The following is a 15711-nucleotide window of genomic DNA, read 5'->3' on the forward strand; positions in this document are numbered from 1 at the left end:
TCTCGACTAGTACCCCCGCTGCCGATCCACCAAACCCTGCATCTGCTCACCGCGCTGGTGGTGGCGGATGTTCTCCAGCAAGACCGTGAAGGCCGTTTCCGGCACCGTCATGGCGCCCACGTGGGGTGTCAGCCAGATGCGCGGGTGCTGCCAGAAGGGATGGTCGGCCGTGGGCGGTTCCGGCTCCACCACATCCAGTATCGCCTGGCTCAGCTGACCGCTGTCCAGGGCCGCCAGCAGATCGGCCTCTACCAGCTGGGCGCCACGTCCCAGGTTGATCAGGCTGGCGCCACGAGGCAGGGCGGCGAACAGTTCGGCATCGAGAATTCCACGCGTCTCCCGGGTCAGCGGCAGCAAACAGATGAGAATCTCGCAGTCGGCGAGAAACGCCGGCAGCTGCTCGGCGCCGGCATGACAGCGTACCCCTGGCAACTCATGGGGCGATCGTGACCAACCTGACAGCGCGAAGCCAAAGCTCGTCAGGCGCTCCAGCACCGCCTGGCCGATCTGGCCAAGGCCGAGCACCCCGACGCGTCTGTTCTCCGCCGTCACCAGGGCATGTTCCTGCCAGCGCCCCGCACCTTGCTGGTCGAGGTAGCGCGGCAGCTGGCGATGCAGGGCCAGGACCATGAGCGTCGCGTACTCCACCATGCCGGCGACGATGCCGGGATCGAGCATGCGCACCACCGGCAGGTCGGCAGGCAGCAGGCTCAGGTCGAACTGATCGACCCCGGCCGAGGTGGCGAACAACACCTCCAGGTTGGGAAAGCGGCTGGCGAGGTCCTCTGGTGGTTGCCAGCAGGCCAGGTAGCGGACCTCGTCGGCGTTGCCCACCTCTGGCCACTGGCGAAATTCGATATCGGGCGCGCGTTCCTGGAACAAGCGGCGCCAGGCCTGGCCGCGTTCGGGATCGGCCTTGTAGAGCAGCGTCATGGGAAGGTCTCCGGCAAAGCTCAAGGATGGCGCAAGGGGGCGGTAGTTTGTCCTGAAATCCCAGGCGTCGCCGTCATGATCGGTGGTGCGGCGGAAACTGCGCCGCATCTGGGAAAAACGGCAGCTTCTGTGCTGCGTCGCGACGGAAACGCCATATCCCGGCCGTCTTGGCGGTCGATACTGACCCTGTCCGCGGCATGCCCGCCGCGCCTCTGGTCGTGAGGATTCGCCATGCCCCTGTTGCACTACTGCCAACCGCCCAATGACCGCCAGCTGCCGCGCGCGCTGCAACCCCTGCACGATGATCCCCTGGCCGCTGGCCGGGAACTGCACCTGCACGATGGCCGCCTGGGCTATGTCATGGGGAGCGCCATCAGCCACTCCGCCGATTGCCAGCTGGATGACTTTCCCTGGGTGGAAGTGAGCATTCTCGAAGCGGGCGAGTTGCAGCTGGAGTGGGCCGGTGGCGCCCTGCAGCTCAAGGCCGGCGATGCTTTCATCCTGCCGCGTGGCCTGAGTTGCCGCTGGCGCCACAGTGGCGAGCTACGCCGCCTGTTCATGGCCTTTCCCGGTCGCGCCAGCGAAGGCCCGACGCCGTCGGCGCCGTTGCTGCTGGACCCGGCCGCCGTGCGTGAGCCTTCGCCGCCACCGGCCGCCAGCGTGCTGCTCAGCCCGGCGCCCACTGCCACGGGCTGCGACCTGTTCGAAAGCGGCGGCGGCGCCTTGCGGGTAGGGATGTGGGAATGCACCGGCTACGTGCGCAAGGCAGTGACCAATCCCCATTGCGAACTGATGCTGCTTTATGCCGGCTCGGTGACTTTGGCCGTCGAGGGTGAAGCGCCCTGCAATGTCAGGGCGGGCGAGGCGGTGCTGGTACCCGCGGAGACGCCCATGGCCTGGGACAGTCGGGAGACGGTGCGCAAGCTCTATTGCATCCTGCGCTAGGCACGGCGCGCTCCGGCAGCGGGGTGCTGGCGGAGCGTCGAGGTGCGAAGTACTAGCCTGCCTTGATCAGGCTGCGCAGCGGCAGGGCGTTCTTGACCACCGGCGACTTGATGACGATGTAGCTGAAGTACTTCTCGATCCCGACGTTGCGGTCGAGGATGGATTCCATCAATTCCTGGTAGTGACCGATGCTGCTGCACATGAACCGCAGCAGGTAGTCGTAGCCCCCACTGATGAGGTGGCATTCGAGGATCTCATCGACCCCGCGGATGAAGGACTCGAACTTCACGAAGTCGGCGCGCTTGTGGTCGGAGAGGGTGACTTCGGTGAACACCGTCACCGAGTTGGCGATCTTGGCGAGGTTGACGTGGGCCTCGTAGCCACTGATGTAGCCGGCCGCCTCCAGGCGCTTGACCCGTTGCAGGCAGGGGCTGGGGGAAAGACCCACGGCTTCGGCGAGACTGACATTGGTCATCCGGCCATCCTTCTGCAGCTGCACCAGGATGTTGATGTCGATGCGATCCAGTTTTGTTGCGGCGTCCATCGTCGTTCCTCGCAATCGTGAACGGCAGGCTAGGCACGCAGGGCGGTCTGGTGGGCGTGTACCAGATCGGCGAGACTTGCGTACTCGCACCGCGTGCCATCCAGGGCCTGCCGCGAAAGGTTCCAGGGCCGCGAGCGATCACGGCGCAGGGTACACAGCGGAAAATCCACCAGGGGGTTCCAGGGATCGTCCGGTTCGCTGCCTCTTACCGGCAGCAAGTCCCCACGCACCAGGCCAAGTTCTTCCAGGGTGTCATCCAGCGCCAGGCGCAGATCGCCACCCCGGTTGGGTATGACGGCGGCGAACACCTCAGGCAACCGCGCCGTGATCGCTGCCGCCTCGCCGTCATCGGGCGAGGCCAGCAACACCAATCGATAGAACTTGCTCAGGTACTGCAGCGCGCCCGGAGCATCCTCGAACACCGGCCAGCACGCCGTGGCGTTTCCAAAAGCCACGCTGGCATCCAGGTCTGCTTCCTGTTGCAACTCCTGCGCCAGTCGCTGGTGAATGCGCAGATGCAGACTGATCTGACTGGCAGTGGGTGCTGTCTGGCGCAGTTCGCGGGCCAGGCGGTGATAGCTGCCGAGCAGCCAGTCGGGATGGGTGCTCAGCCCCGCCTGCGCCACGAGGGGGCGCAGGGCTTCGAGGATGCCCCCTTCACGGTCGACGAGGGTGCCGTAGCAGGAAAAGCCTATGGCCTGGTAACGCGTGATTCTCATGGTCGGATTCCCCTTCGCCGCGACAGTGGGGCCGGGCGGCGTTACGTTCGACCTCAGAAGCCGCTCACGATCTGCTGCGCGTCGGCCAAACTTCGTTGAAAACGCCTTCGAAATGCTCATTTACCACTTGTAAACTGCGCTTTCTCAGGCCTTTTCGCCTTGTTTGGCTCTAGCTCACGAGATCGTGAGCAACTTCTCAGGCACTGGCCTGGGCGAGGGCCTGGCCGAACATCTGCAAGGCTTCGGCCAGTTGTGCTTCTGTAGTGACCAGAGGCGCCAGGAAGCGGATGACGTTGCGCTCCACTCCGCACTTGATCACCAGCAATCCGGCCTGACGGGCGCCCTCGATGACCTGCTGAGCGAGGGCGGCGTCCGGGCTTCTGCCGTTCGCGCCGACCATCTCCACCGCCAGCATGAAGCCGCGGCCGCGGACCTCGCCGATACGCGGGTGGCGGCGTTGCAGGTCGAGCAGACCGCTGCGCAGCTGTTCGCCCAGGGCGACCCCTCGGGCGACCAGGTCCTCCTCTTCAAAGATGTCCAGGACCGCCAGCGCTGCGGCGCAGGCCAGGGCGTTGCCGCCGTAGGTACCGCCGAGGCCGCCGGGCAGGGGCGCGTCCATGATGGCGGCGCGACCGACCACCCCGGAGAGCGGCAGGCCGCCGGCCAGGCTCTTGGCCACCGTCACCAGATCGGGCTGGATGCCGGTCTGCTGGAAGGCGAAGAGGCTGCCGGTACGGCCGAAGCCGGTCTGGATCTCGTCAGCGATGAGGACGATACCGTGCTGGTCGCACAGCGCGCGCAACCCCTGGAGGAATTCCACCGGCGCCGGACGGAAGCCACCGTCGCCCTGTACCGGTTCGATCAGGATGGCGGCCACCTGGTCGGGGGAGACCTGGGTGGCGAGCACCTCGCGCAGGCCGACCAGGGCCTGCTGGGTGTCCATGCCGTGGAAGGGATCGGGGTAGGGCGCGTGATAGATGTCGCCGGGGAAGGGGCCGAAGTTCTGCTTGTAGGGCTGGGCGAAGCCGGTCAGGGTCACGCCCAGCAGCGTGCGGCCATGGAAGCCGCCGCGGAAGGCGATCACCCCCGGCCGCTTGGTATGGGCGCGGGCGATCTTGATGGCGTTCTCCACCGCTTCGGCCCCGGAGGTCAGCAGCAGCGTCTTGTAGGCCTCCCCATTGCCGATCAGGGTGTTGAGGCGGCTGGCCAGTTCCAGGTAGGGCTCGTAGGCCATCACCTGGAAACTGGCGTGGGAGATCTCCCCGACCTGGCGGCGGACGGCCTCCACCACCCGCGGGTGATTGTGGCCGACGTTGAGCACGCCGATGCCGCCGACGAAATCGAGGTAGCGGCGACCATCCACGTCCCAGACTTCGCTGCCCTGGGCGCGGGCCACCACGACGGGGTGGGCGGTGATGATGCCGCGGGGAACGCCTTGTTCGCGATAACCCAACAGACGTTCGGTGGCTTTGGCAGCGGAATTCATGCAGCGATACTCCAGGCAGGGGCGAGAGTTCCAGCCTACGCAGGCCGTGGGGTCGGTAACGCTGAAGTTACCGGCCCCCGCATCGCGATCGGCTGTTTTGATCAGGGGTGACGGCATTTTCGGTTGCTCGCCGCCTTGGGATTTCAGTCGAGCCCGCCCAGGTGCCAGGCCTTGACCTCCAGGTACTCGTCCAATCCCAGGTGCGAACCCTCGCGGCCCAGTCCGGACTGCTTCACGCCGCCGAAGGGAGCGACTTCCATCGACAGGGTGCCGGTGTTGAGCGCCACCATGCCGAAATCCAGCTGTTCGCCCACCCGCCAGGCGCGGCGCAGATCCTGGGTGTAGTAGTAGGCGGCCAGCCCGTAGGGCGTGGCATTGGCCAGGGTCAGGGCCTCGGCCTCGTCGCGGAAGCGAAACAGCGGCGCCACCGGGCCGAAGGTCTCCTCGCTGGCCAGCAGCATGTCCGCCGTGGCGCCGGTCAGCACCGTGGGGGCGACGAACTGGTCACGGCCGCCGGGCGGGCCGCCGAACAGGGCCTTGGCGCCCTGGGTCAGGGCGTCGTCGACGTGGCGGGCCACCTTGTCCACCGCCTGGCGATTGATCAGCGGACCCAGCGTCACCCCGGCCTCCAGGCCGTTGCCCACCTTGAACTTGGCGACCTCGGCAGCCAGGCGCTCGGCGAAGCGATCATGGATGCCGTCCTGTACCAGGATGCGGTTGGCGCAGACGCAGGTCTGGCCAGCGTTGCGGAATTTGCTCTGCAACACCCCCGCGACGGCCAGGTCCAGGTCGGCATCGTCGAAGATGATGAAGGGGGCGTTGCCGCCCAGTTCCATGCTGGTGCGCTTCACCGTGGCCGCGCATTGCGCCAGCAGCAGCTGGCCGATGCGGGTGGAGCCGGTGAAGGACAGCTTGCGTACCGCCGGATTACGGGTCAGTTCGCCGCCGATGCCGGCGGGCATGCCGGTGAGCACATTGAATACGCCGGGCGGAAAGCCGGCGCGGTCGGCCAGTTCGGCGAGCGCCAGGGCCGAGAGCGGGGTGAGGTCCGAGGGCTTGATCACCACCGGGCAGCCGGCCGCGAGGGCCGGCGCGGCCTTGCGGGTGATCATGGCGTTGGGGAAGTTCCACGGCGTGATGGCGGCGGCGACGCCCACCGGCTGCCTGAGCACCAGCACCCGGCGATCGCGCGCCGGGGCAGGCAGGATATCGCCATAGGCGCGCCGGGCTTCTTCGGCGAACCATTTGACGAAGCTGGCGCCATAGGCGATCTCGCCACGGGCCTCGCCCAACGGCTTGCCCTGTTCCAGGGTCATCAGCAGAGCCAGATCGTTCTGGTGTTCCAGCATCAGGGCGTACCAGCGCTCCAGCAACGCCGCGCGCTCGGCCGCCGGACGCTCGCGCCAGGCTGGCCAGGCGGCTTCCGCCGCGGCAATGGCGCGGGCGGTTTCCGCAGCCTCCAGGGCCGCTACCTGGGCGATGGTCTCGCCGGTGGCAGGGTTTTCCACGGCGAAGGTGGCGCCGTTGTCGGCGGTTATCCAGTGGCCGTCGACATAGGCGGATTCCTTGAACAGGCGGGGGTCTTGCAGATCGAGGTGCAGCGGCATGGTGGCGCTCCCAATGGCAGGTCAGGCCCTGAGTCTAGGGAGCGGCGGCGGCGGCGGATGCCGAATTGCCCCCATGCGAGCGGCGGGAGAACGCGTTCGGCGCGCCCTGGCCGCAGTTTGTGCGGTGGCCGTCCGGCTTGGTCAACCGGGCATTTCGCCAAACAGTGGATCGGCACGCAGCGCGGCCGCCGCCAGCGCAACGAAGAGTCTGACCTTGGCCGCCGCCTGACGGCCTTGCGGATAGACCAGATGCACCGGCAGAGGCGCCTCTTCATGGGCTTCGAGCACCAGGCGCAAGGAGCCGTCGGCCAGCGCCGGGGCGATCTGGTAGTGCAGCACCCGGGTAAGGCCCCATCCAGCCCGGGCAGCGGCGATGGCGGCCTCGTTGGTGTTGCACAGCAGCAGCGGATCCACCACTACCCGTTGACCCTGGGCGAAACGCCATTCCGGCGACGCCCAGGCCCCCTGGCAGGCGAGGATGCGGTGCTCGCGCAGCGCAGCCGGCGTGGTGGGAATGCCCTGGGCGTCCAGATAGGCAGGGGCGGCGCACACCACCCGCCGCACGCGGCCTACCTGGACGGCGGTGAAACCCGAGTCCGGCAGCTGGCCGATGCGCAAGGCGACGTCCATGCCTTCGTCCAGCAGATTGACCTGGCGATCGACGAAGAGGGTACGGACACGCATCTCCGGATAGCGAGCGAGAAAGTCCAGCACCAGGGGCAGCACGTGCAGTTGCCCGAACAACATGGGCGCGGTGATCGCCAGGGTTCCCGAGGGCCTGGCCTGGTGTCCCGCGGCCGCCAGCTCCGCCTCGGCGATCTCGCCGAGGATGCGCCGACAATCCTGCAGATAGCGGGCGCCGGCCTCGGTGGGCTTCACGGAACGGGTGGTACGCACCAGCAGCTGGGCGCCGACCAGCGCCTCCAGGCCGGCCACCAGGCGCGTCACCGCCGGGGCGCTCAGGTGCAGTTCCCGGGCCGCACGGGCGAAACTCTCGGTTTCGGCCACCTTCACGAACACGCGCATCGCCTGCCAACGATCCATCTGCGGGGTTTTCCTCACGACGCCGGAGAGGGCCGGCCAGACGCCCATGGTAGTCGACACGCCCTGGCTGACCAGCCTAGAGGTCGAATTCCAGCGGCGCGGACCCGGCAGCCGGCAGCGCGCAACAGAGCAGGGCCTGGTCGGCAGCGACCGCCGCGGCGGGTTCCTTGGCATAGGTGACCGCGCCCTGGAGCAGTCCCGTGCGACAGCTGCCACAGTGCCCCTCGCGACAGCTGAAGGCGGGCTCCAGGCCCTGGGCTTCGGCTAGTTCCAGCAGGCTGCCGGAGGCGGGCGTCCACTGCGCTTGCTGGCCGGACGCCGCGAAGCGCACCCGGACGGCCTCGGTGGCCGCGGCAGGCCGCACGGTCGCCGCCGTCGCCGCACCGCTGCGCACCAGGCCGGCCGGACCGAAGGCTTCGGCACGGATACGGCCATCCTCGATGCCAAAACCGCGCAAGCCGTCATATAGCCCCTGGGTGAAGGCCGCGGGGCCGCAGAGGTAGAAGTCATAGTCACCGAAGGGCAGCTGGCGGCCCAGCAGCGCCATGTCGATGCGCCCGGCGACGTCATAGTCCACCCCGGGAAGGGCAGCAGCGGGATCGCTCAGCAGCCTGATCACCCGTAGCGTTTCCGGAGCCCTGGCCATCAGCTCGCTCAGCTCCCGGTCGAAGGCCCGTTCCGCCTGGGTCCGGGCGCCATAGAACAGCGTGACTGGCCGCCGACCCTGATGGACCGCCTGGCGCAGCATGGCCAGCAACGGAGTGATGCCGATCCCGGCGGCGAGGAACACCAGGGGGCGCTCCGCCGAGGCCGCCAGGGTGAAGTCGCCGGCGGGCGCCCGGGCCTCGATCAGGTCGCCTTCGCGCAGCTGGTCGTGCAGCAGTCGCGAGACCAGGCCGTCGCGCTTGACGCTGATGCGGTAATAGCCGTCGGCGGGGAGGGAGGTCAGGGTGTAGGTTCGCACCAGGGAGGGTTGCCCTGCCTCGACTGTCACCCGGATCGGCAGGAATTGACCGGCCTGGTAGGGGGGCAGGGCTGCGCCGTCCACTGATTCGAGGTGGAAGGAGCGGATGGTGGCGCTCTCCTGGACGATCCGGGTGATGCGCAGCGGACGCCAGCGGCGGTCCTGGGCCCTGGCCTGCAGGCGCCGTTTGGCTTCCGCCCAGCTGCCGGTCAGCCGACTGCTCTCCGACTCGCCGCCGGGCTGCGCCTGCCAGCGCAACGCCAGGGCGCCGCGGCGACGGACGATACGCTGGGGGCGAAAGGTCCAGAGGCGTTCGGCGCCTTCGAAGGCGGCGATCTCGGGCGAGTCGAACAGCACCTCGGCGGTCCCGCTCAGCTGCAGCAGATCGCCGCGCTCCAGGTCCGCGAACAGCAGTCCGGCCCGGCCATTGGCGACGACATTGCCCAGGGTGTTGAAGAACAGATTGCCGTTGAAGTCGGGAATGGTCAGCAGGCCCTCGGCGTCTGCCCGGACGAAGCCCGGCTTGCCGCCCCGGTGGGAGACATCGACCCGTCGCTGGCCCTGCTGGTCGGCGTAGGAGGCGACGAAAAAGGCATCGGCACTGGTGATTAGCGCGCGGGCCGCCACATCCAGGCTGGCGAGCTGCTCCCCGGGCGTGACCGGGACGGCGCCCGGTTCGTGAGCGAAGCTCAGGTCACGCAGCTGGATATAGCGCGGGCAGTTGCCAAAGCTCTGGTCCACCGTCACGCGCAGTCCCTGGGCCGTGGGGCTGAGGATGCCGTTCATGCGATTGCGGCGGCGGGTGTGCCACTCGATGCCCAGCAGGCCCACGGCCGCGTCTGCGCCCAGTCCAGGCGCTGCTGGATCCTCGCTGGCGGGGCGGGCGGCGATATCCAGGGTGGTGGACGTGGGCGAGGCGAGAAAGCCCGGCTGGCCTTCCAGGATCGTCGCCCAGGCGTCGCCCGCGGCATCCACGCTGCCCAGTACCACGAAGGGCAGCTGGGCGAAGAACTGCCGATGCTGGTCGGGCATGAACGGCCGGATCACCCGCGGCCCCAGGGCCTCCAGGCGTTCACGAACGCCTAGCTGTTCCTGGATGAAGGTTTCCCCGGCGTGCCAGGTGGGTAGGGGCTCATGCATGACCTTGACCTCCAGCAGGGTGAGGGCTCGATCAGGCCCGGAGGCCGGCCACGGTCTCGGGAAAGGGCACGAAGCCGGGCAGGGCCTCCACCCGCTGCAGGAAGGCGCGCACCGCCGTATAGGGCGCCAGCTCCACATTGCCTTCCGGCGCTCCAGCCAGGTAGCTGTAGAGGGCGATGTCGGCGATGGTCGGGTGATCGGCAGCCAACCACTCGCGCGTGGTCAGGTGCGCCTCCAGGCGTTCGAGCAGGACATGGGCGCGGGCGATGACTTCTTCCGGATTCAGGCGGGCACCGAACACCGTGATCAGTCGCGCCGATGCCGGGCCATAGGCCAGTTCGCCTGCAGCCACCGATAGCCAGCGCTGCACCGCGGCCGCGCCAGCGGGGTCTTCCGGTAGCCAATCGGTACGCCCGGCCTTTTTCGCCAGGTAGACGAGGATGGCATTGGAATCGGCGACCACCGTCGCGCCGTCCGCCAGCACCGGCACTTGGCCGAAGGGATTGAGGGCGAGGAATTCCGCCGTGCGATTGGCGCCGCCCGGAATATCGATGTCGATCAGCTCGACCTCGATCCTCAGCAGCGAGGCGAAGAGTACGGCGCGATGGGCATGACCGGACAGCGGGGTGTGATAGAGCTTCATGATCCGACTCCTGGCAGGCAGCGGGCCGAGGGGGCCCGATAGGTGCTACCAGCTTGGGATCAGCGCGCTTTCGAGGGAATGGGTCTTCTGGTCAGTTCAGCATTCCGCAAAATGGAATGATCGGGCTAGGTCCTGTATGAAAAGTCGCCGAGCGAAAGTCAGGCGAGGCCTAGGCGGCCCCACGAAAAAGGCTGAGGAAGCGGACCGGGCTCGCGCACGAGTTTTAGACTGGTAAATAAGCATTGCGGCCGGGCTGGCGATCCAGGCCTTTTTCAACGCAGCATCACCGAGCGCAGGCAGTTTTCGTACAGGATCTAGCGGCAGGCGAAGGCCAACACCCGCCCCAGCATGGCATCGCAATCATCCAGCTGCGCCTGGCTGATGAATTCGTCCGGCTTGTGACCCTGTGCCATGCTACCGGGGCCGCAGACCACGGTGGGGATGCCCGCCGCCGCGAACAGCCCCCCTTCGGTGCCGAAGGCCACCGTGCCGAAGTCGCGCGAGCCACAGAACTGCGCGATCCAGTCGGCCGCCTCGCTTTCGATGGCGGTATCCAGGCCGGGATAGCTCGACAGCTCGGTGAAGCGGATGGCGCTCCGACCGCTGATGGCACGCATGGCGGGTAGCAGCGTCGCTTCGGCATAGGCCTGCAGCTGATGGATCACCTGGTAGGGGTCCTGGGCGGGCAGGGCGCGGATCTCGAAATCGAAGGTGCAGTCCTGGGGCACGATGTTCAGTGCCTGGCCGCCACCGATGAGGCCGGTCTGCACCGTGGAGAAGGGCGGATCGAAGCGGGGGTCCTGGCTTTCCGCTGCCTTGAGCGCCTCACCGAGCCGGCCGAGTTCCACGACCAGGCGCGCGGCGTATTCGACGGCGTTGACGCCCTGGGGCGCATAGGCCGAATGACAGGCCGCGCCGTACACCTGGCAGCGCATGGCTACCTTGCCCTTGTGGCCGAGCACGGGTTTCAGCTCCGTGGGCTCACCGATCAGGCACAGCAGCGGCTTGACCGGATGCAGGGTCAACTGGTCGAGCAGGCTGCGCACGCCGAGGCAGCCGACTTCCTCGTCGTAGGACAGTGCCAGGTGCAGCGGGCGGCGCAGGGCCGCACGGCTGGCCGCGGGCACCAGTGCCAGCAGGCAGGCCAGAAAGCCCTTCATGTCGGCGGTACCGCGACCGTAGAGCTTGCCGGCGCTTTCGCTGAGGACAAAGGGGGGACGGGTCCAGGCCTGGCCGTCTACCGGCACCACGTCGGTATGCCCCGAGAGCACGATGCCCGGCACGTCCGCCGGTCCCAGGGTGGCGAACAGATTGGCCTTGGTGCCTTCGCCGTTGTGGATCAGCTCGTAGGGTACGCCGAAGCCCTCTAGGTAGCCGGCGACAAAGTCGATCAGCGCCAGGTTGGATTCGCGGCTGGTGGTGTCGAAGGCCACCAGCCGTGCCAGTAGTTCACCGCTGGCGCTCATCGCTCGTCTCCCGGCACGCCATAACCCGGAGCGAGATCCGGACGTACCGCGCGGTCGAGATAATCCTGCAGCTGCGGCTCATAGGCGCGCCAGAGGGCGGCCAGTTGGCCGATGGGATCGGTCTCGGCCCAGTCGACGCGCAGGTTGACGATGGGCCAGCTCGGCTCGCCCACCACCAGCAACGCCGCCGAATGCACTGGTCCGGCTTCGCCGCCGGCGGCCATGGCGGCCTGCAGCGCCAGGACCAATCGCTCTGCGAGCGCGCCCTGGGTGCCTTCGAAGCTTTCCACCAGCGCATCCACCACCCTGGGGCTCGCCAGCATGTTGCCGGCGCCCACGCAGTCGCGGCCGCTGCGGGCCTGGTGCACGCCCAAAGTATGGGCGCCGCTGTGATGGGCGCTGCGGCCCTGGGTATCGATAACGGTTACCTGGCGGTACTCGGCGTAGCCGTCGCCTGGCAGGCTCTCGGCCAGCGCCGCGGCGGGAGCCAGTCCAGCGGCCAGGCGCTCCAGGGTGCGCGGCCCCAGCGCGGGCAGGGTGATGTTCTGCGAGCTGACCGCGCCGATCCCGGGTTGCAGCCAGGGACAACGGGCGCCCACGGCGATGCTCGATGAACTGATGGCGATGCCGAACTGACCGGTCGTGGCGCAGCGGGCGGTGAGGGAAAAGGTCATGGGGCGGCCTCAGTCGGGGATCACGGCGATGACATCGATCTCCATCAGCCACTGGGGCTGGCCCAGGGCCGCCACTACCAGGCCGGTGGAAATGGGGAAAACCCCCTTGAGCCACTTGCCGACCTCCTGGTACACCGGTTCGCGATAGCGCGGATCGATCAGGTAGGTGGTGGTCTTGACGATATGACTGAGGTCGCTGCCCGCTTCTTCCAGCAGCTGCTTGACGTTCTTCATGGCCTGCTCGGCCTGGGCCCGGGGATCGCCCAACCCCACCAGATTGCCGTCGAAGTCGGTGCCCACCTGGCCGCGCACATAGACGGTGTTGCCGGCCCGCACGGCCTGGCAAAGGTCGTTGTCCAGGGTCTGGTTGGGGTAGGTGTCCTTGGTGTTGAACATGCGGATACGGGTGTGGGTCGGCGCGGCCATGGGGATGCTCCTTTTTTCGAAGTAGGTTGGGCTGAGATGGCTCCATCGTCGAAGCCCAACACGGTGGATTTTGATCTCGATCATGTTGGGCTTCGCTGGCGCTCAACCCAACCTACGCGCCCTATAGGGGTGGGTATCAGGCGCTGCGTGAGTGCTGCATCGGCGCACCGGCGGTTTCGCTCGGGCGGTAGTCCTGGTAGCGGCGCTGGATGGCGATCTGGTCGGCCACATGGCGGGCGTCGTGCCAGCAGCCCCAGATGAAGGCCGAGCCGCGGCGACTGAGCCAGGGCAGCCCGACGAAATAGATGCCCGGCTCGGCGCCGACCCCGCGCTGGTGCCTGGGCTTGCCGTTCTCGCCGAAGGTGTCCACCTGCAGCCAGCTGAAGTCGGTGGCATAGCCGGTTGCCCAGATCACCGCGCTGACGCCCGCGGCCTTCAGGTCCAGCTCCTTGAGCGGTTCGCGGATGCAGGCGGCGTCCGCCACTCGTTCGCGGGCCGCGGGCTCTTCGGGCAGGTCCAGGCCATGGCGCGCGGCATAGGCGTCAGCGGCGTCGAGCAGGGCAAGGTAGTTGGCGTCGCCGGCGTCGAGATTCCTGTTGAGGTCCGGGCGGAAGCGCACCACGTCGTCGACGAAGACGTCGGTGAGGCCCACCAGGGTCATGCCGGCCTGGGCCAGGCGGCGGAAGTCCACGGTATGGCCGCCGCGGGCGCCGCTCACGGCGATGGTCACGTGCTCGCGACCCGGCTGCATGGTCTCGGTGTCCCACAGGCCGAGCACGCCCAGCCACCAGCAGAAGTCGCGGCCGCGATAGGCCCGCGGCGGCCGGTCATGGGGGCCTACGGAGAGATAGACGCGCTTGCCGGCGCGCAGCAATTCCTCGGCGATCTGCACCCCGGAGGAGCCGGCGCCCACCACCAGCACCGCGCCCTCGGGCAATTGTTGCGGATTGAAATAATGGGCGGAGTGGATCTGGTAGAGGCTCTCGTTTGTTGGTGCGATGGCCGGGATCACCGGCTTCTGGAAGGGACCGGTGGCCACCACCACACGCTGGGCGTTCAGGCTGCCGGTTGAGGTTTCCACCAGAAAGCCAGCCTGGCCGGCCTGGCGGGTCACCCGGGTGACGGCGACACCGGTGCGGATGGGCGCGTCGATCTGCCGGGCATAGGTCTCGAAGTAGGCGGCGATTTCGTCCTTGCCAGGAAAACCATCCGGCGGCGTGTCGAATTCCAGGCCGGGGAAGCGGTCATGCCAGGCCGGGCCGTTGGCCACCAGGGAGTCCCAGCGGCCGGTGCGCCAGGCTTCGGCGATGCGGTTCTTTTCCAGCACCAGGTGCTCGATACCGAGCCGCCCCAGGTGTTCGCTCATGGCGATCCCGGCTTGGCCGGCGCCTATCACCAGGGTGTCGATCGTGGTCGGTAATGTGGACATGAGGGTACCCTTCGGCCGCTCCGCAGGGTGCGGCCGTCATCTAAGCAGTAGGAAGGCGGAGCGGAGGCTCCGCGGCGATCAATCCAGCACGGATGGGTCCTGCTGGACCATCAGTTCTTTCATCTCGGCGAAGTGCTGCTCGGAGAAGTCGGTGATGCCTTCCCAGGCCCGCGCGGTCTTCTCGGCGACCGCATCGGAGAGCACCTTGAGCGGCTGACCGGTGGACCAGGCGGTGACCAGGATCTGGCAGGCCCGCTCCAGGGTCCAGATGTCGTCGAAGGCCTGGCCGATGGTGGGGGCGATCACCATGACGCCGTGGTTGCCCATCAACAGCCGCTGCTTGCCGTCGAGCAGACCGGCTAGGCGCGCGCCCTCGGCCTCGGTGTCGGCCATGCCGCCATAGAGCTCGTCCACCGCCAGGCGGTTGAAGTAGCGTGCAGTGTTCTGGTCGATGGGCGGCACCTCAGGCTTGGCCAGGCAGGCCACCGCCGTGGTGTAGACCGGGTGCAGGTGTAGCACCACCCGGGCCTCCGGCAGTCGTCGATGGATCTGCCCATGGATCGACCAGGCCGTGGTGTCCACGTCAGGCCGCTCGGCGCCCTGCGGATCGTCCGCGTCGAGCAGCAGCAGGTCACTGGCGCGGATGCGCGAGAAGTGCTTCCACTTGGGGTTGATCAGGAACTGCTTGCCATCTGGCGAGACGGCCGCGCTGAAGTGGTTGGCGACGGCCTCGTGCATGCCGAGGTGGGCGATGACGCGAAAGGTCGCGGCCAGATCGATACGCAGCCGTTCCTCGTGAGAAAGTGCCATGGTGGTGACTCCGTAAGGCTCAGGGCTTGGGCATCAGGGCGGCGATATCCGCCTCGGTGGGCGCCTGGAAGTTGTATTTCTCCAGCAGCGCGGCGTATTCGGGAGTGGCGCTGTATTGCTTGAGCGCGTCCACCAGGGCGGTCCTGACCTCGTCGTTGCCCTTCTTCACGCCAAAGCCGTTGAGCACTGGGTAGATCAGGTTGTCCGAGGAGATCACCACGCGATTGCCGAGCTTTTCCACCAGGCCACGGGCCACGGCGGCGTCGGTGATCTGCGCCTCCACGGCCTTGGACAGCAGCGCCTGGGTGGTCTGGGGATCGGTGCCGTACTCGCTCACCGCGATGGGCTTGAGGCCGTTCTTCACGCAGTACTCGTCCGACAGCTTGTGCAACTGCTGCAGCCAGGAGGTGGCGCCCATGGAGCCGATCTTGTGGCCACAGAAGTCCTCCGGCTTCTTGGGCTGATAGCTGCTGCCCTTTAGCGAGATGATCGATTCTCCGCTCTTGAGGTAGGGGATCATGTCGATCACCTTCAAGCGCTCCGCAGTGATGTACATCGAGGAGTTGGTGATGTCGAAGCGTCCCCCCTGCAGTCCGGTGATGAGGTTGGGGAAGCGGGTGTCGAGCGTCTCCACGGAGCGGCCCATGACCTTGGCCAATCCCTCGACGAATTCGATGTCGAAGCCTGCCGGCTTGTTGTCCTGCACGTATTCGTAGGGGAAGAAGGTCAGGTCGGAACCGGCGATGAGCTTGCCTGGCTGTTGGAAGGCCCCGGCAGCGGTCGAGGCCAGGGCGATGGCAGCGCCCAGCAGGGTGGCGGCGAGAGGGCGAATCGAGACGCTGAAGCTGTGCATGGCGATGCTCCGTGACGGATAGGAAGGA

At 67.4% G+C, this 15711-nt stretch carries 15 protein-coding genes; 1 reads left to right on the forward strand and 14 read right to left on the reverse strand.

Features of this window, described 5'->3' with window-relative positions; translation table 11 throughout:
- Positions 1-6: 6 nt before the first annotated feature.
- Positions 7-933, reverse strand: a complete 927-nt coding sequence (locus PJ259_RS03770; RefSeq protein WP_271654773.1) for a 2-hydroxyacid dehydrogenase — start codon at positions 931-933, stop codon at positions 7-9.
- A 231-nt stretch (positions 934-1164) separates the two neighbouring features.
- Here PJ259_RS03770 and PJ259_RS03775 point away from each other — a divergent pair, with 231 nt between their 5' ends.
- Positions 1165-1878, forward strand: a complete 714-nt coding sequence (locus PJ259_RS03775; protein WP_271654774.1) for a cupin domain-containing protein — start codon at positions 1165-1167, stop codon at positions 1876-1878.
- Positions 1879-1930: 52 nt separating this feature from the next.
- Here the strand turns inward: PJ259_RS03775 and PJ259_RS03780 are convergent, their stop codons facing one another.
- From PJ259_RS03780 to PJ259_RS03840, 13 genes are all read right to left on the reverse strand, one after another.
- A complete protein-coding gene (locus PJ259_RS03780; protein ID WP_007161776.1) occupies positions 1931-2422 on the reverse strand; it encodes an Lrp/AsnC family transcriptional regulator in 492 nt (163 codons plus the stop codon).
- Between the two features lie 29 nt (positions 2423-2451).
- Positions 2452-3141, reverse strand: coding sequence for a haloacid dehalogenase (locus PJ259_RS03785; protein ID WP_059314813.1), 690 nt, complete (start codon positions 3139-3141; stop codon positions 2452-2454).
- A 196-nt stretch (positions 3142-3337) separates the two neighbouring features.
- Positions 3338-4627 (reverse strand): 4-aminobutyrate--2-oxoglutarate transaminase, encoded by a 1290-nt coding sequence (gene gabT / locus PJ259_RS03790; RefSeq protein ID WP_271654775.1) that lies wholly within the window; start codon positions 4625-4627, stop codon positions 3338-3340.
- Between the two features lie 143 nt (positions 4628-4770).
- The gene (locus tag PJ259_RS03795; protein ID WP_271654776.1) at positions 4771-6234 is read right to left on the reverse strand and encodes an NAD-dependent succinate-semialdehyde dehydrogenase; all 1464 of its coding nucleotides are present in this window, start codon (positions 6232-6234) and stop codon (positions 4771-4773) included.
- A gap of 141 nt (positions 6235-6375) precedes the next feature.
- A complete protein-coding gene (locus tag PJ259_RS03800) occupies positions 6376-7278 on the reverse strand; it encodes a LysR family transcriptional regulator (RefSeq protein ID WP_271654777.1) in 903 nt (300 codons plus the stop codon).
- A 76-nt stretch (positions 7279-7354) separates the two neighbouring features.
- Complete coding sequence (locus PJ259_RS03805; protein WP_271654778.1) at positions 7355-9382, reverse strand: 2Fe-2S iron-sulfur cluster-binding protein; 2028 nt, start codon at positions 9380-9382, stop codon at positions 7355-7357.
- Positions 9383-9413: 31 nt separating this feature from the next.
- Complete coding sequence (locus tag PJ259_RS03810) at positions 9414-10025, reverse strand: glutathione S-transferase family protein (protein ID WP_059314816.1); 612 nt, start codon at positions 10023-10025, stop codon at positions 9414-9416.
- 314 nt (positions 10026-10339) lie between these two features.
- Positions 10340-11491: an acetylornithine deacetylase gene (gene argE, locus PJ259_RS03815; RefSeq protein WP_271654779.1), complete on the reverse strand. Its 1152-nt coding sequence runs from the start codon at positions 11489-11491 to the stop codon at positions 10340-10342.
- Positions 11488-12165, reverse strand: coding sequence for a DUF1028 domain-containing protein (locus tag PJ259_RS03820; RefSeq protein WP_271654780.1), 678 nt, complete (start codon positions 12163-12165; stop codon positions 11488-11490). Before PJ259_RS03820 ends, argE begins: the two co-directional genes overlap by 4 nt.
- Before the next feature lie 9 nt (positions 12166-12174).
- Complete coding sequence (locus PJ259_RS03825) at positions 12175-12591, reverse strand: RidA family protein (protein WP_059314819.1); 417 nt, start codon at positions 12589-12591, stop codon at positions 12175-12177.
- A 136-nt stretch (positions 12592-12727) separates the two neighbouring features.
- Positions 12728-14020, reverse strand: coding sequence for a flavin-containing monooxygenase (locus PJ259_RS03830; RefSeq protein WP_059314820.1), 1293 nt, complete (start codon positions 14018-14020; stop codon positions 12728-12730).
- Positions 14021-14098: 78 nt separating this feature from the next.
- Positions 14099-14830 carry a class II aldolase and adducin N-terminal domain-containing protein gene (locus PJ259_RS03835; RefSeq protein ID WP_059314821.1) on the reverse strand — a complete coding sequence of 244 codons (732 nt, stop codon included), beginning with the start codon at positions 14828-14830 and terminating at the stop codon, positions 14099-14101.
- A 19-nt stretch (positions 14831-14849) separates the two neighbouring features.
- Positions 14850-15683 (reverse strand): ABC transporter substrate-binding protein, encoded by an 834-nt coding sequence (locus PJ259_RS03840; protein WP_271654781.1) that lies wholly within the window; start codon positions 15681-15683, stop codon positions 14850-14852.
- Positions 15684-15711 lie beyond the last annotated feature (28 nt).

Source organism: Pseudomonas sp. JBR1 (genome assembly GCF_028198185.1).
Lineage (GTDB): Bacteria > Pseudomonadota > Gammaproteobacteria > Pseudomonadales > Pseudomonadaceae > Chryseomonas > Chryseomonas oryzihabitans_E.